The sequence below is a fragment of the Streptococcus sp. DD11 genome (assembly GCF_001578865.1).
Lineage (GTDB): Bacteria > Bacillota > Bacilli > Lactobacillales > Streptococcaceae > Streptococcus > Streptococcus panodentis.
This window is the reverse complement of sequence record NZ_KQ969393.1, coordinates 36,235-55,267: the sequence shown is the minus strand read 5'-3', so window position 1 is coordinate 55,267 and position 19,033 is coordinate 36,235. Positions and strand designations below refer to the sequence as shown.

18 protein-coding genes and 1 pseudogene are annotated in these 19,033 nt (G+C 49.4%); all 19 read right to left on the bottom strand.

The features are described 5' to 3' along the window. The coding region (locus tag STRDD11_RS03555; protein WP_164828361.1) for an ABC transporter ATP-binding protein at positions 1–1,228 on the bottom strand (1,228 nt) is incomplete at its 3' end. 9 nt (positions 1,229–1,237) lie between these two features. Then, positions 1,238–1,999 carry a nucleoside phosphorylase gene (locus tag STRDD11_RS03550; protein WP_128835487.1) on the bottom strand — a complete coding sequence of 254 codons (762 nt, stop codon included), beginning with the start codon at positions 1,997–1,999 and terminating at the stop codon, positions 1,238–1,240. 128 nt (positions 2,000–2,127) lie between these two features. Further along, positions 2,128–2,784 carry a putative quinol monooxygenase gene (locus tag STRDD11_RS03545; RefSeq protein WP_128835485.1) on the bottom strand — a complete coding sequence of 219 codons (657 nt, stop codon included), beginning with the start codon at positions 2,782–2,784 and terminating at the stop codon, positions 2,128–2,130. Beyond that, on the bottom strand, positions 2,738–3,703 hold the full coding sequence (locus STRDD11_RS03540; protein WP_128835483.1) for an amidohydrolase family protein: 966 nt from the start codon (positions 3,701–3,703) through the stop codon (positions 2,738–2,740). The genes STRDD11_RS03545 and STRDD11_RS03540 overlap by 47 nt, the downstream gene beginning before the upstream one ends. 338 nt (positions 3,704–4,041) lie before the next feature. Further along, entirely contained in the window at positions 4,042–4,302 is a 261-nt protein-coding gene (locus STRDD11_RS03535) for a SemiSWEET family transporter (RefSeq protein ID WP_128835481.1), read from the bottom strand. Positions 4,303–4,608: 306 nt separating this feature from the next. Further along, positions 4,609–5,523, bottom strand: coding sequence for a DUF4299 family protein (locus STRDD11_RS03530; protein ID WP_128835479.1), 915 nt, complete (start codon positions 5,521–5,523; stop codon positions 4,609–4,611). Positions 5,524–5,716: 193 nt separating this feature from the next. After that, positions 5,717–6,076, bottom strand: a complete 360-nt coding sequence (locus STRDD11_RS03525) for a TfoX/Sxy family protein (protein WP_128835477.1) — start codon at positions 6,074–6,076, stop codon at positions 5,717–5,719. A 9-nt stretch (positions 6,077–6,085) separates the two neighbouring features. Further along, positions 6,086–6,499: a VOC family protein gene (locus STRDD11_RS03520; RefSeq protein ID WP_128835475.1), complete on the bottom strand. Its 414-nt coding sequence runs from the start codon at positions 6,497–6,499 to the stop codon at positions 6,086–6,088. Positions 6,500–6,555: 56 nt separating this feature from the next. Then, positions 6,556–7,391: pseudogene (locus STRDD11_RS03515) on the bottom strand (AraC family transcriptional regulator). Between the two features lie 209 nt (positions 7,392–7,600). Continuing rightward, positions 7,601–8,587: an oxygen-dependent tRNA uridine(34) hydroxylase TrhO gene (locus tag STRDD11_RS03510; RefSeq protein WP_128835473.1), complete on the bottom strand. Its 987-nt coding sequence runs from the start codon at positions 8,585–8,587 to the stop codon at positions 7,601–7,603. Between the two features lie 195 nt (positions 8,588–8,782). Further along, the gene (locus STRDD11_RS03505; RefSeq protein WP_128835471.1) at positions 8,783–9,325 is read right to left on the bottom strand and encodes an ECF-type riboflavin transporter substrate-binding protein; all 543 of its coding nucleotides are present in this window, start codon (positions 9,323–9,325) and stop codon (positions 8,783–8,785) included. Positions 9,326–9,336: 11 nt separating this feature from the next. Beyond that, positions 9,337–10,182, bottom strand: coding sequence for an SAM hydrolase/SAM-dependent halogenase family protein (locus STRDD11_RS03500; protein WP_128835469.1), 846 nt, complete (start codon positions 10,180–10,182; stop codon positions 9,337–9,339). A gap of 159 nt (positions 10,183–10,341) precedes the next feature. Then, a complete protein-coding gene (locus STRDD11_RS03495) occupies positions 10,342–11,769 on the bottom strand; it encodes an ABC transporter ATP-binding protein (protein WP_128835467.1) in 1,428 nt (475 codons plus the stop codon). Further along, entirely contained in the window at positions 11,730–12,410 is a 681-nt protein-coding gene (locus STRDD11_RS03490; RefSeq protein WP_128835465.1) for an energy-coupling factor transporter transmembrane component T, read from the bottom strand. Before STRDD11_RS03490 ends, STRDD11_RS03495 begins: the two co-directional genes overlap by 40 nt. Continuing rightward, positions 12,407–13,000 carry an MptD family putative ECF transporter S component gene (locus tag STRDD11_RS03485; RefSeq protein ID WP_128835463.1) on the bottom strand — a complete coding sequence of 198 codons (594 nt, stop codon included), beginning with the start codon at positions 12,998–13,000 and terminating at the stop codon, positions 12,407–12,409. Before STRDD11_RS03485 ends, STRDD11_RS03490 begins: the two co-directional genes overlap by 4 nt. After that, positions 13,000–14,667 carry an amino acid ABC transporter ATP-binding/permease protein gene (locus STRDD11_RS03480; RefSeq protein WP_128835461.1) on the bottom strand — a complete coding sequence of 556 codons (1,668 nt, stop codon included), beginning with the start codon at positions 14,665–14,667 and terminating at the stop codon, positions 13,000–13,002. Before STRDD11_RS03480 ends, STRDD11_RS03485 begins: the two co-directional genes overlap by 1 nt. Beyond that, positions 14,657–16,420, bottom strand: a complete 1,764-nt coding sequence (locus STRDD11_RS03475; RefSeq protein WP_128835459.1) for an ABC transporter ATP-binding protein/permease — start codon at positions 16,418–16,420, stop codon at positions 14,657–14,659. The genes STRDD11_RS03480 and STRDD11_RS03475 overlap by 11 nt, the downstream gene beginning before the upstream one ends. A 1,129-nt stretch (positions 16,421–17,549) precedes the next feature. Beyond that, positions 17,550–18,242, bottom strand: coding sequence for a methionine ABC transporter permease (locus STRDD11_RS03470; protein WP_128835457.1), 693 nt, complete (start codon positions 18,240–18,242; stop codon positions 17,550–17,552). Beyond that, positions 18,236–19,033, bottom strand: a 798-nt coding sequence (locus tag STRDD11_RS03465; RefSeq protein ID WP_241209299.1) for a methionine ABC transporter ATP-binding protein, incomplete at its 5' end; no start/stop codon positions are given. The genes STRDD11_RS03465 and STRDD11_RS03470, both read right to left, overlap by 7 nt.

The window sequence follows — 19,033 nt, the reverse complement described above, 5'->3', positions numbered from 1 at the left end:
GGACCCGCTCCTCAATCTCCGGCTCAGCAACGCCGCGCAGCCGCAGCCCCAGCGCCACTTCATCAACAATCATGGTCGTCGAAATCATTTGATTGGGATTCTGCAGGACATAGCCAATCCGTTCAGCCCTCTCCTTGATCGAATCCCCTTTGATGTCCTGCCCCTGCCAGCTACAGCGGCCCTCGGTCTCAATAAACTGACAGAGAGCCTTGGCCAGGGTAGATTTGCCGGCACCGTTTTTACCAACAATGGCCAGCCGCTGGCCCTTGGGGATGCTCAGATTAATATCCTGCAGCACCGGGCGGTCGCTGTAGGCGAAGCAGACAGCTTCCAGCCTCATCAGCTCTTCAGGCTGAAGCGGCTTTGGAGCAGCTATCTCCTGCTGCGGCTGCTCAAAAGCTTCCAGCTGCAGCTGCTCTATACTGGACAGGTGCGCAGCCTTTTCCACATCAAAGCCCAGCTGGCGCAGGGTCGTGATATAAAGCGGCTCCCGAATCCCATTGTCAGCCAGCAGCTGCGTCTGCAGCAGGTCATCCGGCCGGCCGTTAAAGAGAAGCTGCCCGTCATTGATGAGGACGATCCGATCCACCGGCCGATAGAGGACATCCTCTAAGCGGTGCTCGATGATGATTGTCGTCGTTCCTGCTTCTGCATGGATCTGGTCGATGAGATCAATGGTATCCTGACCGGACTTGGGATCCAGATTGGCCAAGGGCTCATCAAAGAGCAAAATCGGACTTTCGTCAATGAGCACACCAGCCAGACTGACCCGCTGCTTCTGCCCCCCTGACAAGTCCTGCGGCCGATGCTGCAAGAGTGTCTGCAGATCCAGTTTCGCAGCCCAGGTCTGAACCCTGTCCTTCATGGCTCCAAGCTCTACCATGTCATTTTCCAGAGCAAAAGCCAGATCCTCAGCCACACTGAGGCCGATAAACTGGCCGTCTGTATCCTGCAGGACCGTGCTGACCAGGTTGGACTTGTCATAGATACTAGCAGCAAAAGCTTCCTGTCCCTCAATCAGGAACTGACCGCTGGCCTGCCCTTTATAGATATGGGGGATAATGCCATTCAGACACTGACCCAGAGTGGACTTGCCCGAACCGGACGGCCCGACAATCAGGACTTTCTCCCCTTCATAAATAGTCAGATTGATCTGTTTCAGAGTAGGCTCGGACTGAGCCTGATACTGAAAAGAAAAGTCTTCAAATTGAATGATTGCTTTTTTCATTTTATTTTCCTATACCGCCAGAGCGATTTGAACCGCTAAATTGGCAATCTTATCCTTTTCATCGAGGTCAGCGTGGTTGGCCAGATTGCGCATATCCCAAGCTTCCTCAGACAAGTGGTCAGCCGCATAAAAAAAGTGGCAGACTTTGATGTTTCTGAAAGCCGCCAGAGCAGCGACAGCCGAGCATTCCATATCAACACAGACAGCCCCAGCTGCCTTGCGCTTGGCCATCTTTCCGACCGTTTCCCGGTAAATGCCGTCGGTCGTCCAGACCTTGCCCTGACAGTGGGAAATTCCCCGCTCGTCCAGAAAAGCTGTCAGAAAGTCTTTCAGTCCGACATTAACCTCCAGCTCAGGACTGGCCGGCTGGTAATGGTAGCTGGTCCCCTCGTCGCGAATAGCTGCTGTCGGCAGGATAATGGAAGCAGCAGCAATATCCTCATCCAGGACACCGCAGGTGCCAAAGAGGACCAGCTTTTTCATGCCAAAGGCAATCAAGTCTTCCAAAATTGCGACACAGGCTGCAGCCCCAACCGGGGCATTGAAAAGAGCCAAAGCCTTGCCCTCCACCCAAATCCGATAAATCGGGATGTCTATATTGGCCATGCTGGTGCTGGTCAGCACTTCATGGTCAAAATCAGCCAGCAGGCGCTCAAAGGTCGCTCTGGCAAAGCAGGACAGGGCTGTTTCCGGAAAATTAGCTATTGGCTCAATGAGATCCTCGGGATTGATAATGGCCTTCGGATTCTGGTCAAATTCTTCAAGTATCAAGTGCTTCCTCCCTTGCCTCTGCAGTCTCTGGCACATCTTGTTTTGGTTCCATCTAAACTACTATTGTATCACAAAAAGGCCGGGCTTCGGGCCCGACCGTCATAGTTTCTGTTTAGCTTTATCTATAGTCAAATCTTATAACGCAAGGCGCCTTTGCTAATGGCAGTGCCATTGTGCAGATCGAGCAAAAGCTTGTCCTTGACGATAGCCGCCGTCTCCGTGATATAGTGCTGAAAGTGCGGACTTTGGCGGTGGCTCAGATAAGCCGCTTCGCTGGCATAGACTTCAAAGAAATAGAAACGGCTGCTCCTGTCCGCATCTCTCATGGCATACATGGCCAAAACACCCGGCTCCTTGTCCATGGACTGCTGCATTTCATGCAAAACATGGCCTTCAAAGTCAACGGCACGGCAGGGTTCGGTCTCCACCTGCGCGAATTTGAGATAAAAGTCATCCGCCTGGAGCCATTGGCCGCTCGGCAGCTTCTCCTGCAAAAAGAGGGGCTCCGTCTCATAAGCCACGCGCTCCGTCAGAAGCGGCCCGCCCTGGGCCGCAAAATCCTGAAACTGCGGCGACTGCCGGTGGATCTGATAAGCCTCCTCACTGGCATAAGCTTCAAAGACATAACTGGTCTCCTGCTGCCCCTTGATAGGACTGGCATACATGGCCAAGGTCCCGCTTTCATTCTTCTGGGAAATCGTCAGATTCCGGACACCGATTTGCCGGAAAGCTTCTCTATTATCTGCTGCTACAGTCAGACGGAAAAGATGGATGACGGGTTTCATCGCGCTGCTCCTTTACTATCAAACGTTCTGCATTGCCGGCCAGCACCTGCTGCCGCTCACTGTCAGCCAGGGGCAGACTGTCTATAGCCGCCAAAATAGCGGCGGTTGCACCGCTGGGTGCAATGCCCAAGGGTGCATCCGTTCCAAAAAGGACATGATCAACTCCAAAATAATCTATCGTCAATTCCAAAGCTTTAGGATTGCCTAAAATAGCTGTATCGACGTAAAATTTACGAAAATCCTCCGTTTGCTTAGACGGCAATATATGGCGGATGCGTTCTGCAAAGAAAGGCGCCATGGCTCCTGCATGGTGGACGATGATTTTCAGCTGGGGAAATTCCTGAAAAAGACCGGCCTCGACAATCTGCAGCATGGCCTGACTCAGCTCATACTCCCAAGAGAAGACCATGTTATTATCCGGCTTGCGCTCATCAAAAATCGGGTGCAGCCAGATGGACAGCCCCAAGCGGGCACAGGCCTCAAAAATGACATGAAATCCCGGGTCGGCAATGGACCTGCCCAGAGCCCGCGTAAAAAGCTGAACTCCAGCCAAGTAAGGATTTTCAGCTGTCTCCTGCAGGATTTTAACTGCCGCTTCCAGATGACTCATGGGAATCATCGCCACCCCAGCTGCAAAGATATCCGCATTCTTCTCAACGGTCCGCGTCAGCTCTGCGTTGGCCTGCCGGCAGAGAACTGCAGCCGTCTCCGGACTGACATAGTCCTCCGGATTGATGTTGACATAGGAGATTATCTGCTGGGTCTGTCCGTCCCAAAAGCTGCGCCGCAGCTCCAAATCGCTGAGATGAGGATGCCGGATAAAAGGAAAGAGTGCCGGCAGCTTGGGCTCAATCTGCAGCATCTGCTGGTAGAAATCCGGCAGCAGAACATGAGCAAAAACATCAATTTTTCTAGTCATTTTTCACCTTTTCTTATTTGATATTCAAAGAAAATCGAAGATAACAGGGGATAAGCGTAAAGTCAAGGGGCGATAAATCGTCTCATGGGCTTAGGCGGTGGAGCAAAAACTGCCGCAAACCGGTGCAGCTTCAGCTAAGGCAGTTTGTGTCATCTTGTCTCCATCAAAGAGACTTCGTTGCGGACAGAGCTTCTGTAAGAAAGTGTCAGCTTCGATTTTCATAGAGTACGAGGTTGCTAGTTATAGTATACCACTGCTCTGCCATTTTTTCTTCAAAAAAGAGACTGGAACATTCCCAATCTCAGAAGTGCGGCAGGCAGCCAGAAGACGCAGCTGATTTATAGCAAGGCCGTCACGGCTGTAATGAGGCCAAAAACAATGCCCGGCATATTAGCCGCAGCCAAAGGAATATCTCGTTTTTCTTTGAACAGTCCGTAAATCACCCAGAGAGTGCAGTTAAGGGCTGCCACAGATGGCTGGATAAAGTCCCCTTTATTTCCGGCCAGATTGTTTACAATCTGCGGAATATAGGAAACATACATCATTACTGACATAAAAGTAGCTACCCAACCCAAAATTAACATGTGTTTTTCTTTCATCAAAACTTCCTTTTCTATATAAAACTGTCCTCTATTTTATGCTTCTTTCTCGGAATTTTCAAGTTTTTTTCAAAAATGTTACAAAAACGCAATCTATCACAAAATTGTGAGAAAACCTGAGTTCAGACAAAAAACAGGGCAGCTCAGTCCGGGCAATGAAAGACAGCAGCACCCCCTTTGACGAAACCTCCGTTTCTTCATCTGCAAGCTCTCACAGTCTCCCGGACTTGACAAAAGCCGGGAACTCCGTCCCCCTTATCTCCAGCCTCCCACCGCCTGCGCGGATGCAGCCGGTCAAATCGAAGACTAGAGGCCTTTCTTTGCAGGAAGTTCTGCTAAAATCTGCTCAATTTCCGGCCGGCTGAGCGGCTGAATGCGAATCTGACTGGAATCCAGATAGACATAGCGCTGCTCAGGGATACGGGCTAAAAAGTCTTTCAAATCAGTCGTTGTCAGGTACTTGTACCCCTCGGGACTGGACGCATCCTCAACGACGATATTGAGCTTCCAGTCTATCTCTTTGAAGGAGGAAGTCCTGTTGATTTCCTGAGCTGCATAACTGTCGGGAACAGGGTCCGTCGGAATAACTATATCCACTCCCTCTGTCAGAACATAAGAGCCCAAATAAGCACCGGACTGGTCTCGATAGTATTTAGGCTTAGCAAAATAACTGGGAACCTGCTGCATCTCAGCCAAGAGCCTGCCAAATTCCTCCACCGGATCGTCTGCTTCCAGCAGTTCCAAGGCCTTTTCATGGGTCAAATACAAATCATGGGCATAGCCGGGGAAGCAGTGCATAGCCACATCCAGCTCCTTGAGATGACTCAGGCCATAAAGAATGTCCGCTTCGAAATCGAGATTGAAAATACCATCAGCCGTATAGGTCCTGCCGACTTCATCAACAATATCATTTTTCATTTTCTGGGCCAAGCGGCTCAGAAAGAGGATCGCCCCCTTCCAGTCGCCCACCGTCGAAGGAGTCAGGAGACGAATCTGATAGGTTTCCCGCTCTTTCAGATAGGCAATTTCAAAACCGCGGCCGGCTGACTCTTGGTAGACTGCCAAAAAAAGGCCCAGATGCTCCAGAGACTGATAGCCCTGCCTGCCCTGCAGACCAAAAGTTTCCAGCCCCTCAACCATTGATACCAAAGACAGGGGTGTTTCCACTCCCTTATAGCCAAAGAGCCCCTTACGATTTTGAACGTAAAACGAAATACTCATACGAAACAGCCTCCTCGAAAAAGTCTATAGTATGAGTATAACATTTTTGGAGTGAAAAGACGAAAAAATCTGCAGCTATGAAGAGATTTTCCGACCGGAAGCTTCATCAGTACAGATTCTAACAATATATTTGAACTTCATAAAAAGGCAATGAATAAACTTCTAAGAAAGCAAAACTCCTTCTGAGCACTTCTTATTTTTTATCCTGCTTCGTCAGCTCCTGATTGTAAGACAAGGCTAGCTTGATCCAGTAAGACAGTTCCTTTTGTCCTTCGCCATCTAAATCAATATAACCATGATAAAGCCTGCCTTTCATCACTGTGACACTGGCACCATTTTTAGGCAGAACCTGCTTTTCCAGTTCCTTACCGATGCGGACCATGACAAGCTCTTGACTTCTCGAACTCACAGTAACGGTCATCTTACCTCGGATCATAAAAGCCAAGCCACCAAACATCTTCTTCTCTGCTGCCTCTTCTTCAAAAACATGAGGAGGAAGTTCAGTAGCTAAAATGGTACGGACTTGCTGGGCTAAGGATTCACTATAAGCCATCCTTCTACCTCATTTCATCACATCCCAGCCGATACCAAAGCGGTCAATCAAGCGGCCATAAAACTCTGCGAAAGCTTGTTCCTCTAAAGGATAGAGAATTTGACCACCTTCAGCAAGCTTAGCAAAAAGCTCATCAGCTTCTTCTCTACTGTCTGGGCTCAGAACTAGCCATTGATTGGGCTGATGATTGCTAGGAATAGATAGGTCGTTAAAAATGCCTACATCCTCACCATGCAGGGTTAAGCTTTCCGTATCTAAGGCAATCCAGGCAATCTTATCTCGTTTTTCTGCAGGAAGGTCAGCTGAATCTATCATCTCACTGGCTCGGGCAAGTCCCTTTATCTCTGTCTGAAAAAGATCTGCATAAAAACGAAAAGCTTCTTCGGCCTGACCATTAAAACTTAAAAACACGTCTAATTTCATTATTGTTCCTCCAATTTTTTATATCTGAGAATAAGTCTCTAGTATCAGTTTATCAATTAGGATAAAAATTTTCTTATTCTCAATTGCGCTTGTTTGGCTAGGGAACGCATAATTAAAACTGGAAGATTAACTGTAATAGGTGGATCGCTGAGCAAGGGCCTGCGCATGCTGATTTCCTCCTGATAGATGCTATCGCCTGAAAAAGTGAGAGGCTCATCGCTGCCCCAGCGAAAATTATGCTTCAAGACATAGTTTTTAGTTAGGCGTAAATCCTCCAGCAACTCACAGGCCAAAAGATAGTAGTGACCATCGGGAACATTTTCAAAAGTAAACCGGCTCTCCTGACTCAGTGCTACTCCGACAACCGGCTCTTCTTTGGGAATGCGGGTTTTAAAAAGCCCGACACAGCTAATGCGTGGTCCATACCCCTCAGGATAAGATAGCACCACAGTCAAGCGATTGCCACTTTTACAGTCGGGAGCCTGATGCAACAAAGCTCCCTTCTCATCCAGCTGTTTAACCATAAAATCATAAGCCTTGGTTGATTCCTGATAGTATTTTTAGGCGAAAGTCCAGTATGCCGCTTAAACGTATTGGAGAAGCTGCCTAGACTATCATAACCAGCTTCCATAGAGGTCTCCGTCACATTTTGCCGGCCTTCCACAATTTCCTGAATCCCTTTTTCCATCTTAAGAGCTTCCACATATTGCTTGATAGAAAAGCCCATCTTTTTCTTGAAAGTTCTGGATAGATGGGAAGGACTATAATGGAAATGCTGAGCCAAATCGGTTAGACTCAGCTCTTGATCTGCATGCTGACGCAGATAAGTTGCTACTTCTTCCATGATCGCTTTAGACATAGACTTGCTCCTTTCCCATTTATTTAAGCTCATTATATCACATCATAAAGAAAGGACAAAAAATCAAAACTGTAGAAAGAAAACCAGAAAGCAAGTATTACTCCGCGAGAAGTCCCAAGAACATGAGTAAATAGTCTGCTTTCCCAAATCCCTATCCAACAAGCTTTTTATCTGTAAATAAATGATGAAAAAAACTTTAGACGCTTGAATCGTCTAAAGTTTTTTGTATCTTTACTATGAGATTACTGAGCTACCAGTGTTTCCAAGCTTTCTCCAATCGCAGCCAAACGTTCCATCACTTCTGCCTGGCTCAGGCCGTTTTCAGCCACATAGCGGTTGCGAGGGTGAACGCGGCATTCGTGAGAACAGCCACGGAGGTACTTGTCTTCATTTTCTTCTGAAGTCAGGATGCGGCGGTTACACTCTGGATTGCCACAGTTGACATAGCGCTCGCAAGGAGTACCGTCAAACCAGTCTTTCCCAATCACAACTGGATCAACATGGTTGATATCGACCGAGATACGCTCATCAAAGACATACATCTTGCCGTCCCACAGCTCACCCTGAACTTCTGGGTCTTTTCCGTAAGTCGCGATACCGCCATGAAGCTGGCCGACATCCTTGTAGCCTTCGCGCACCATCCAGCCGGAGAATTTCTCACAGCGAACACCACCAGTACAGTAAACAACCACTCGCTTGTCCATGAACTTCTCTTTGTTATCACGGACCCATTGCGGCAATTCGCGGAAGTTGCGGATGTCTGGACGGATGGCTCCGCGGAAGTGGCCCAGATCGTACTCATAGTCGTTGCGGGTATCTAGGACAACAGTGTCTTCGTCCAGCAGCGCCTCCTTAAATTCCTTAGGCGACAGGTAAGCTCCTGTCGTCTCCAGTGGGTTGATGTCGTTGTCAAAATCATTGTCTTCCAAGCCCAGGTGCACGATTTCTTTCTTGTAGCGAACAAACATTTTCTTGAAAGCTTGCTCATTTTCTTGGTCAATCTTGAACCAAAGGTCTTCCATGCCCGGAAGGCTGTGCACATAATCCATGTATTTTTGAGTGGTTTCATAATCACCAGAAACCGTTCCGTTGATTCCCTCATCTGCTACCAGGATACGGCCCTTGAGACCGATGGATTTACAGAAGGCCAGATGATCAGCTGCAAATTTCTCAGCATTCTCAATTGGAACATATTTGTAGTAAAGCAGGACGCGAATATCTTTTGCCATAAGATTTCAACTCTCTTTTCTCTATAAAATTTTCAGAATTTTTAATTCATCTCTTTATTATAACGCTAGAGGAGAACTGAGGCAATTTATTTGATTGAAAAATAGCATTGAGTTCAAACTTCAAAATTTACAGTTTTAGCTATTTTTTACAAAAAAAGACTGGGACTGCTCCCAATCTTCCATTCTCTAATCTAATCAGTCTTTTTTCAGGCTGCCTGCGCGGGTGCGGGTACGGGCATAGGCCGTCAGCAAGACCGTTCCGATAATTGCTACAGTCGCAGAATTTACCAGAATGGCTACAATACTTTGAGCAATGACCTTATTGACCGGCTCACCTGATACAATGACATCCCCAATGGGACCAATCAGCCAAGCGACTGCATTGGCTCCAAACTGAATCAGGTTAAAGCGAATCATATCCTTCACTTCAAATTTACCGTCTTCCACTCGGAAAAATTTTCTGAAGAAGCCGACTAATAGGCCAAAAACCCCGCTGCCGGCAATCCAGAACCACCAAAGTCCGCCTCCGCTCATAGCATCCTTAACTGCATGGCCAATAAAGCCCATGAGAAAACCGACGATGGGGCCAAAGATAATGCTAAAAAGGGCTTGCAAAGGATACTGGAGCTGGATGCTCGTATTGGGCACAGGCGTTGGGATATTAATCATACCAACAACCACGAATAAGGCTGCTCCAATCCCTGTTGCGACTACGTTTCTGATTGTATTATTTTTCATTCTCTTCTTCCTTAATTTTCAATTCGCTTGATTTCAATGTGCCATTGGGCGCCGACACCGACATTGTAGGCCTTGGCAAAGGAACCTTGGTTGATGGCCAGACCGACCCGATAGAGGGAGTTGATATAAAGAATCGGCTGACCAATGCGGACATCAGCAAAGGATTTGCCGTAAGTGACTTGATTTTGATAGACCAGCATATCATTGTTATAAATGGTCACTTCAAAGCGATCGCCGAATTCCGGACTCAAAGTATAGAATTCTTCACGGGTAATGGAGGTCCAGAGAGAGCCAAAGCGCACATCCAGAATATCAATCGCTCCGCTGACATAGCTGTCAGCAATGGTGGTTTCCACAACCGGGATTTCAACAATATCCTCTACTCTCAGCTCCGGTCCCACTTCTTCAAAGCTGATATGGCCGCTGGCCAGCTTGGCACCTGTATAGGCGTAAACATCACGGCCATGAAAAGTATAGGAATGCTCGGTGTCCTTGCGGCGGTTTTCCACCTCAGAGATTTCCCGAATGGCCTCAATGCCTACATGCTTCTTGATGAAAGACAGGGTGCCGTTGTCAGGAGTGACGATGTACTGTCCCTGACTGGTCTTAGCGACTACGCTCTTGCGCTTGGAGCCGACACCGGGGTCAACGACGGATACAAAAGTCGTTCCCTCCGGCCAGTAATTAACCGTCTGAAAAAGGCGATAGCTGCCCTCAAAGATATTATAAGGGGTAATATCATGGGTCAGATGATGGATTTTCAGGGTCGGTGATTCTTCCAAAGCCACCCCGATCATAGCAGAAACAGCTCCGTCTACCAGACCGAAGTCCGACTGGAGCACTAACAAATTATTCATGACTGTTTTTCTCCTTTCAGGCCAGCATTCATGGGCTGCCTGAGATTTTCGCATGTCTACTAATCTTACCAAAAATAGCGGGCTTTCGCTATAGTTTCAGTCATAGGTAATTCTTATAGGAAAACATTTCTGAAAGATATACCCTCCAGAAATGCTTTTTTATTTTCCTAGATGAAAGAGCCTGTCGGCTGTCAGTTCCAGCAGTTCCTCATCATGAGAAATCAAAACAACCACCTTGCCCTGCTTTTTCAGCTCCTGCAGCAAGCCGGCTACATGCTGCATCTGTAAATAGTCCAGACCTGAGCTGGGCTCATCAAAAATGAAGATGTCCTTTTGGGTCAGGAGCTGGCTGGCAATAACCAGCCGCTGCTGCTCACCGCCGGACAGGGTCATGGGATGACGGTCCTTGAGATCCTGCAAATCCAACCTTGCCAGCAAAGCATCCGCATCAACTGCCTCCTTGATCCCCAGCAGCAGCTCCTTTTCCACACTGTCAGCAAAGAGCTGCAGGCGGACCTCCTGCATGACCAGGGCTGTCTGCTGCAGACGCTGAAGGGCTGACAAGGCCTGCCCTTTAAAGCTGAAAACGGCTTCTTTGTCATCCAAAAGTCCGGCCAGATAGGCTGCCAGAGTCGACTTGCCGGCACCATTGGGACCGACCAGAGCTGTGATTTGCCCCCGGCCAAAGACGGCCTCTTCGATAGAGGCCAAATCCTGGTTCCCGGCTTTCAGTCTTAGATTTTTTACACTGAGACTTTCTTCGGGAAATGGCAGAGCAGGCCCTGTCTTTTCCGCTGCCGCTGGATAAGCCGGCAGGTGCAGGCTGCGCAAGCTCCGCTCATGCCGCTCCTGATCCGACAGGGCCAGAAAATCCTCCCGCCCATAATCTGTCAGCAGCCGGCCCTGATCAAAGTAAAGATAGCGGTCTGCCAGATCCTGCAGATAGTCCAGCCGATGCTCGGCTACAATAATGGTCTTGCCCTTAGCCTTCAAATCAGCCAAGTGACTGGCCACCTGCTCGATTCCGCCACGATCCAGATTGGCTGTCGGCTCATCTAAGACCAAAATCGGTGTATCCTGCATCATAGCGGTCAGCAGGGCCATGCGCTGCTTTTCACCGCCCGACAGGCTGAGCATTTCCCGCTCCAAATAGCCTGACAGCGAAAACTCTGCGGTCAGCTGCTCCAGCTGCTGCAGAATCTGCTCCGCAGGTTTCCCCTGATTTTCACAGGGCAGGACCAGCTCATGCTTGACGATTTTATGAAAGAACTGACTGGCTGGATTCTGAAAGACGGAGGCGACAGAGGACGAAAACTCTTCAGCCGGCTTCTGACCGGCTTCCAGACTGTCCACGCGCAGCCGCCCGCGCAGCTGTCCATGATAATAGTCCGGAATGAGGCCGTTGAGCAGGCGCAGAAAGCTGGACTTGCCGCTGCCGCTCGGACCGCAGAGGACAAGGAACTCTCCTGCTGCAATCTGCAGGTCCCCAATCTGCAGGCTTTCCGCTCTGCTATTGTCATAAGAAAATGCCAGCGAGTCCGCCGCTATTAACGGCTGATCATCCAGCACATCATGCCTAACATCCATGCACACACACTCCAATCTGCTAGTCTAAATCTGGAAGCGAAGGTTTCTGTTGATTTGCGGCCCAGCGCCAGCCCTTTGGTCAGGGAGGCAATGGTCAGGTCCTGCACTGTTCGCAAAAGCGACATCAAGAGGGGGATTATCAGATACTCAAAATAGCGCAGCGGCTGCAGGAGGATATCCCGCTTTCTGAGAAAAATACCGCGCAGGCGCAGGCTGCGGTTGATAGTGTTGGCATCTGCTTTGATAGCCGGCAGAAAGCGCATCATCACAGCTAAGGTTAAGAGCAGGCTTTCAGGCAGCCGCCATTTTCGGAGACCGTGAACCAGCTCATAAGCAGTGGAGCTCACAAGCAGCAGAGCGCCAGCCATGATGGAAGGCAGCATAAAGCGGCCGGCAGCCGCAAAAGTCGTCAGCACATGAAAAGACTGACCGGCTGGCAGATGCAGCAAGGCAGCATCAATCAGCCAGAAGAGGGCGAAAATGACCAGAAAATGCAGGGCCATTTTCCTTCTGCCGACCAGATAGATAATGAAGGCTATCCCCCCTACCAGAGCCAGCTCCAGCCAGCCCTTAACCCTGAAGAGGAAAGCCATATTGGCAAAGAGAACTAAAAGAACTTTGCTGCGGACATCCAAACTCATGACACCATCCCTGCTTTGACAAAGTGCTTTTTCAGCAGATACTGGCCAAAAAGACCGCCAATCAGCGCCCCCACAACGACCGTCAGGACAAACCAGACAACGGTTGAAGCCTCTACCGGCAGCATAACCCGATCGATATATTCCTGCGTCTTGCCGCGCGCCAGCAGGCTGTTGATATAGGTCTGACGCGCCAGCCACATAAGGATAATCGGTCCTGAATTGACAAAGGAAAAGACGACAAAAGACAGGAGATTGATTACCTTATTTTCATAGTTTCCCTGTTTGGCAATGGCGTCGGCCAAGAGACCGAAAATCATCCCCGGAAGAAAGGAAGCAAAGAAATGGCCGGACAAAAGGAAGAAAGCTCCCATAACCAGCCCCAGCAGGGTAATAGCGCCAAACTTCCTGACCTTGCTCTGCAGAAGCATATAAACCGTTCCTCCCAGCACTGCAGCGCAGGCAGGCGCATACATCATACTGCCTGAGCGGTCAAAGAGAATGCTGGAAAAGGTCCCCAATCCAACACAGAGAAAATAGAGAGCTGCAAAAGCCCCAGTCAGCATAATATCTTTTACTTTTAATTTGTTCATTATTTTATCCTCTTTATATGTGAAGCTTCTAACTCATAAATTTCATCTGCCAAGGCCACCGTTGACGGACGGTGGGAAATCAGAAAGACCATGCCGCGGCATTCCTCCTTGACAATCGCCAGAAAGGCCGCTTCGTTAAGCGAATCCAGATTGCTGGTTGGCTCATCAAAAATATAGCAGTCCGCATCCTTGAGCAGAGCCCGCACCAGCTCCAGACGCTGGCATTCTCCGGCTGAGAAATCCGCCTCCCCGTCAATCACCGTGTCCAGCCCCTGCGGCAGTTTTTCCAAACGCTCTTTCAGCCGGCACCTTTCTGCCAGCTCCCAGATATCAGCATCACTGATGTCGGTCCTGCCTAAGAGCAGATTTTCTCTCAAGCTTTGGTGAAAGAGCTGTGCAGTCTGCGGAACATAGGCAAAGAAAGCCTGCAGATGCTGGCGGCTGCTGTCTCTGGAATCTTTCCCACTGAAGGAAATATGGCCTGTCTGCGCATCATACCAGCGCATGATGAGCTTCATCAGAGTGGATTTGCCGCTGCCGCTGGCACCAAGCAGGCCGATAATCTTTCCCTTATCAAAACGAGCCGATAAGTCTGTAAAAACGGACCGCTCCCGCCCCTCATAGGCAAAGGTCAGATTTTCAATCAGCACATCATCCAGAAGAACAGCCTGCTCGCTCCCTGTCAGCTCAGGCTCGGCCTCATCCAAAAGGGCAAAAACATTGCGGCCGGCATTCATGGCCCGCTTAAAGCCCAAAGGCAGACGCCCCAACTCTAAGAAAGGGGCAAAGGAGCTTGAAAAAGCGGCCAGAGCCAGAACAGCCGTCTGCACTTCCAGCTCTCCTCTTTCCGCCTGAAGCAGGGCCAGCAAAGCAAAAACCGTCAGAGAAAGGCCCAAAACCAAGAAGCTCCAAGCTTGCTGCAGAAACTGCTTCTGAGCTGTCTGCAGTTCCAGACGGTTGACTGCCTGACTCTGCTCAGTCAGACGGGCAAAGCGCGCCTGTGTTTTGCCCAGCTGCGCCAAATCTCCCATCGCTTTCAGACTTTCCAAAAAGAAAGAAAGATAAGCTGAGCGCACCCGATGCTGCTCCTCCATCCCTGCCTGCAGCTGTCTCGCAAAATAGCGGGGCAGAACTGCTGCTAGCAACAGATAGGCCAGCAAGGCTGTCAGAGCAAGCCAGGGAGACAGAACCGCCAGACCAAGGGCCATCAAAAGAGCTGACAAAATTCCTGTGCAGACAGGGGCAATGGTATGAGCGAAGAAGACTTCCAGTGCTTCAATATCCTCAGCTATTATTTTAAGCAGCCGGCCGCTGTCCTGCCGGTCTAATTTGGCCGGTGCCAAACGGCGCAGCTTAGCAAAGGTCAGTTTGCGCAGATCCGCCAAGGAATGAAAGGCCACGAAATGTCCGAAATAATGCTCTCCATAACGGAAAAGACCGCGAGCAAACGCAAGGCTGATCAGAAACAGCAGCGGCCAGACTGTCAGAGGCTGCCCGGCCAGAACTGTAAAGCCCAGCTGAATCAAAAGGCTGGGAATGGCTGCCGTGGTTACAAAGCCCAGAAGGGCAAAAAAGACAGCCAGTCCGATAAAAGGCAGCAAATGCCTCATCAGTCTGAAAAGGCGGGAGAGAATCAGGCGGGTTGAGTAAGTTTGCTTAGTTTCCATCTGTCAGTCCCTCCAAAGCTTGCTGGGTATCCGCCAGCCGGCGATATTCCTCATTTTCCTCGTACAGGCGCTCAGGACTGCCCAAGTCAAAGCCATGCCGGCCCATAAACAGGACTTGGCCCGCCTTGGCCACCCGCTTCATCTTGTGAGTAATCTCAATCACCAGAGCATCCTGAGCCAGCAAATCCAGCAGCTCATCAATAACGGCTTCATTTTCCTTGTCTACGCTGGATGTGATCTCATCAAAGATATAAAGCGAGCGCTGGGCCAAGATTGCCCGGACACAGATAATCTGCTGGCGTTGTCCCGGCGACAGATAGCTGCCATTCTCACCGACCGGAGTGTCCAATCCTTGGGGCAGCTGATCGGTAAAGGTCAGCAGCTTCCTTGCAGTCAGCCACGCTTCCAAGTCGGTGCGGGACCAGTCTGCAGCCAACTGCAGATTCTCTAAGATAGAGGCATTTAAGAGCTGACTGTCAGAGGAGCTATACAGGACTTGCTGGTAAATGGCGGCTTGAGGCAGGCCTGCAATGTCCTTTGACCCCAAAAAGACTGAACCTTCCTGCATACCTGCTTTTCCCAGCAACGCTTTCGCCAGCCTTGTTTTCCCCCGGCCGCTTTCACCAGCAAGGGCAAAGACCTGACCGCGCCGAACCTTGAAACAAAGATGTTCAAAGAGGTTCCGGCCGTCAAAAGCAACCGTCAAATCCTCTGCCCTCAGTTCATCAAATGCCGGCAGAGTCTCCCTATCCGCTGCGGCCTGCCTATCGACCGAATCCAAAAAACTGAAAATCCGATCGGCCATTTTAGTATTCATCATGACCAGATGCATGCCATAGCCTGCTTCCCGAATCGGACTGAAAAATTCCGTCGCTATAAGGACGAAATAAATCAGGGTAAAGAGTGTCAGCTGTCCGGACCCCAGCATAGAAGCCGCCGCAAAACCTGAGATGCCGATTCCCAAGTACATGACTGTATCCATGTAACCAACAGACTGCAGCTGAAAGCCTAAAAGCTCCATGGTCGCATCCCGAAACTCCTCTGCCTGCTGAGCAAATTCCTGTTCATATTTGGCATCAGCCTGATAGGAATAAAGGGTATTTAAGCCTTTCAAATCATCCAGAAAGAGATTGCCTACATCCATATAAGAGGTCCAATAGCGATTCATGATACTGCGCGAACGCTTCTGCATGAGCATGATAGACACCGGTATCAAAGGCAGAGACAGGAGAAAAATCAAGCCGCCCAGCGGAAAAAGCAGGAAAACGAGAAGCAGAACGGTCAGACAGTTAAAATAGGTCCGCAAACGGAGAGTCAGATAGTAGGAATAATAGGTATCCAGACTGTCAATGCCCTGCGAAGCGACCGTTAGGATGTCCGCAGCTGTCCGGACCTCCTGAAAGCTGCCGTCTTTATCTATGAAAGCCTGAAAGAAGGCAGCTTTCAGCCTGTCTCGGGCAAATTGGGAAGCCAGTCCCTGATACTGCTTGGCTAAGAGTGAAACTCCAAAGCCTAAACCATTAAAAAGCAGCAGCCAGAAGGCCGCCGACAGGAGCAAGACCGGCCGCCCTTCATAGAGGTCTGACAGCAGCTTAGCCAGCAGGGCAAAGCTTGCAATGCGCATAAGAAACTGAATCCAAGACAAAAAGGCTGATAGATAGACCAGCTTTATTTTAGGCTTGATTTGCTCGTTCAAGCGGGCTGTCAGCTCTTTCTTTCTGGCCCGTGAAATTTTCTCTCGCTCCTGTGCCATTGTCTCTCCTTATATAGTTTTTTAGCCTGCTCCCGCGCTCCTGCACCAAACTATTTCAAATCCAGACAGCAAGATGCTCAAAAGCCCTGCTTTGAGGCGCAACAGCCCAGCGACACGGACGGTCACGGCTGACGCCAGCCGCAACAGCCTCCCAGACCTGACGAAAGTTGAGAGGGGAACAAAGATCGGTCAGACAGAGGCTTCAATCTCATCAGCAAGTCTTCATTTCTGGCTGCTGACCTGAAACAGCCTAACCTCAGGCTGTTTTTGACACTTACTTTGTCAGTTTTATTTTCAACCCATCTCCGCACCGCTCAGACAAGCAGGGAATGATGGTCTGAGCTTGTGAATACAGTCCAGCAAAGCTGACTGTCAAAGCAGCGGCTTGTAAGGGCTGATGGTCCAAAGAAATGACAAGCCGCTCAGCAGTGGTTGATTGGTGCTAAAGCGCCTAATGAACTGTGCAGGAGTGATCCTAGTTGACCAAAGTCAGCAGAGGCTCTTCCAGCCACTGGGTCTTGCCGTCAAACGATAGAAAGATACGAAGTTGGGTGCTCTTGTCCCAGCCTCTTTATCTGCAGCTTAAAATGAGGCTGAGGCAAAAGTTCTTCAGTCCCGGCCTCGTAAGGTCAAGGAGACGATTGATTGCCCGTTGGTTGGCCTTGCTCTTCGCCCCTGTCATCTTCACTTTGGGTATAAGTTATTGAAACAAAGTGAGCTAGCGGCAGTGAGTTTAAACATGCGGGATTAAAATAGAAAGGGTTTCAGAACTGCACAGATGACAATTTCCTATATTTATTCATTATATCACTCTGCCGAGGGAAAGTAAATTAAATTTTCAGACGATTTGGCAGCCCTGCTTCTCCCTTGGTGCTCAAACCACGAGGATTTATACAAGGCTGCAGACAAGTGACTGGCCTCGCGAAAGGGCTTGCCGCAGCTGCTCAAATAGACCAAGAAACTATTTGAGGTTGTGACTGGTGCTTCTGACAGAAAGCCACAAAAGCAGGGCTTTATCGTCATTTAGTTTATCTTTGAGTATCAACAACTATAAAAAAAGACTTCCAAAAGGAAGCCGCAGTTTTTATCCCCTGTGTTCACAGAGGCCTTCAGGCAGTGGGACAGCCTCTTATTTATGGCTGATTTTTCTGGTGATGCTGTCTCCGACAAACTGGATGAAGAAAATCAAAAAGAGAATCAAGAGAGTCGCCAGAACGGTGACATCGTTGTTATAACGCTGGAAGCCGTATGCCAGAGCAACATTTCCCAGACCGCCGGCTCCGATAGCTCCGGCCATGGTCGTTTCTCCGACCAGAGAAATGAGGGTCACCGTTGTGACACGGACCAGATCCGGCAGTCCCTCCCGCAAGTAAACGCCGACGATATCCCAGAAAGTAGCGCCGCTGGCCTGAGCCGCCTCAATAACTCCCTTATCCAACTCCGACAGAACCACCTGCACCTGACGGGCAAAGAAAGGAAAGACCGCCAATGACAGGGGAACCAGAGCCGCTGTCGGACCAATCCCTGTTCCTACCAGCATGCGGGTGAAGGGGTTGATCAGAGCCAACAGGATGATGAAAGGAATCGCCCGAAAGATGGAAGTAACCTTATCTAAAATAAAGAAGACAGGTCTATTTTCCAAAATACCGCCGGGACCGGTCAAAACCAGCAGCAAGCCAGCAATAAAGCCCAAAAACCCGCCAACCAAAAAGGGGATAATGGTCATATAGAAGGTCAGGTAAATAGCTGTTCCCCAGCCCGCCTGACCCCCCCAGCCCATCCTATAAACATTGGGCAGATAGGTCTTGATTAATTCTAACATTCGCTGCTCCCTTCTTTCAGTACTTTCAGCTCTACTCCTGCTTCCTTCAGACTGGTCTGGGCAGCCTCAAGGCTGGCTGCTGCTCCAGATAAAATAACCACCATTTCTCCAACCGGCACATGAGCCAGAATTTCAATATTGGCATGAAGAATATTGGCCGAAATCTGATACTGCTTGTAAATATCATTGATAACGGCTGTATCCGTCACTGCACCCGTATATTTGAGGTGGGCCAGAATAGAGTCAGACGGCAGATTTTTCACAATCTTCTGCTGATTGATTTTCATCATGGCTTCGTTGATGCCTGTCGCTGTTGTGATAAAATCCTGAGTCAGTTCATTCTGCGGATTGCTGAAAATTTCCAGCACAGAGCCTTCCTCAATCAGCCGGCCATTCTGCATGACAGCCACACGGTTGGCAATATCCTTGACAATCTGCATTTCATGAGTAATCAGCACAATCGTCAGACCTAACTTTTGGTTCAAATCCTGCAGGAGAGCCAGAATTTGCTTGGTCGTCTTCGGATCTAAAGCGGATGTCGCTTCATCAGAAATGAGAATCTTGGGATCATTGGCCAGAGCCCGCGCAATCGCTACCCGCTGCTTCTGACCGCCGGACAGCTGAGCCGGATAGTTATCAGCCCGGTCTTCCAGACCGACCAGCTCAAGAAGCTTGCGCACTTTTTCCGCCTTGGCAGCAGCAGACAGAGGGGAATGCTTGAGGGCAAAAGCCACATTTTCTCTGGCAGTCATCTGAGCCATGAGATTAAAATGCTGAAAAATCATCCCAAT

What these genes read in the sequence shown, in the direction of transcription:
- STRDD11_RS03545 (WP_128835485.1), bottom strand. Translation starts at nt 2,784, where the DNA reads ATGAAACCCGTCATCCATCTTTTCCGTCTGACTGTAGCAGCAGATAAT.
- STRDD11_RS03540 (WP_128835483.1), bottom strand. Translation starts at nt 3,703, where the DNA reads ATGACTAGAAAAATTGATGTTTTTGCTCATGTTCTGCTGCCGGATTTC.
- STRDD11_RS03535 (WP_128835481.1), bottom strand. Translation starts at nt 4,302, where the DNA reads ATGAAAGAAAAACACATGTTAATTTTGGGTTGGGTAGCTACTTTTATG.
- STRDD11_RS03530 (WP_128835479.1), bottom strand. Translation starts at nt 5,523, where the DNA reads ATGAGTATTTCGTTTTACGTTCAAAATCGTAAGGGGCTCTTTGGCTAT.
- STRDD11_RS03525 (WP_128835477.1), bottom strand. Translation starts at nt 6,076, where the DNA reads ATGGCTTATAGTGAATCCTTAGCCCAGCAAGTCCGTACCATTTTAGCT.
- STRDD11_RS03520 (WP_128835475.1), bottom strand. Translation starts at nt 6,499, where the DNA reads ATGAAATTAGACGTGTTTTTAAGTTTTAATGGTCAGGCCGAAGAAGCT.
- STRDD11_RS03510 (WP_128835473.1), bottom strand. Translation starts at nt 8,587, where the DNA reads ATGGCAAAAGATATTCGCGTCCTGCTTTACTACAAATATGTTCCAATT.
- STRDD11_RS03505 (WP_128835471.1), bottom strand. Translation starts at nt 9,325, where the DNA reads ATGAAAAATAATACAATCAGAAACGTAGTCGCAACAGGGATTGGAGCA.
- STRDD11_RS03500 (WP_128835469.1), bottom strand. Translation starts at nt 10,182, where the DNA reads ATGAATAATTTGTTAGTGCTCCAGTCGGACTTCGGTCTGGTAGACGGA.
- STRDD11_RS03495 (WP_128835467.1), bottom strand. Translation starts at nt 11,769, where the DNA reads ATGGATGTTAGGCATGATGTGCTGGATGATCAGCCGTTAATAGCGGCG.
- STRDD11_RS03490 (WP_128835465.1), bottom strand. Translation starts at nt 12,410, where the DNA reads ATGAGTTTGGATGTCCGCAGCAAAGTTCTTTTAGTTCTCTTTGCCAAT.
- STRDD11_RS03485 (WP_128835463.1), bottom strand. Translation starts at nt 13,000, where the DNA reads ATGAACAAATTAAAAGTAAAAGATATTATGCTGACTGGGGCTTTTGCA.
- STRDD11_RS03480 (WP_128835461.1), bottom strand. Translation starts at nt 14,667, where the DNA reads ATGGAAACTAAGCAAACTTACTCAACCCGCCTGATTCTCTCCCGCCTT.
- STRDD11_RS03475 (WP_128835459.1), bottom strand. Translation starts at nt 16,420, where the DNA reads ATGGCACAGGAGCGAGAGAAAATTTCACGGGCCAGAAAGAAAGAGCTG.
- STRDD11_RS03470 (WP_128835457.1), bottom strand. Translation starts at nt 18,242, where the DNA reads ATGTTAGAATTAATCAAGACCTATCTGCCCAATGTTTATAGGATGGGC.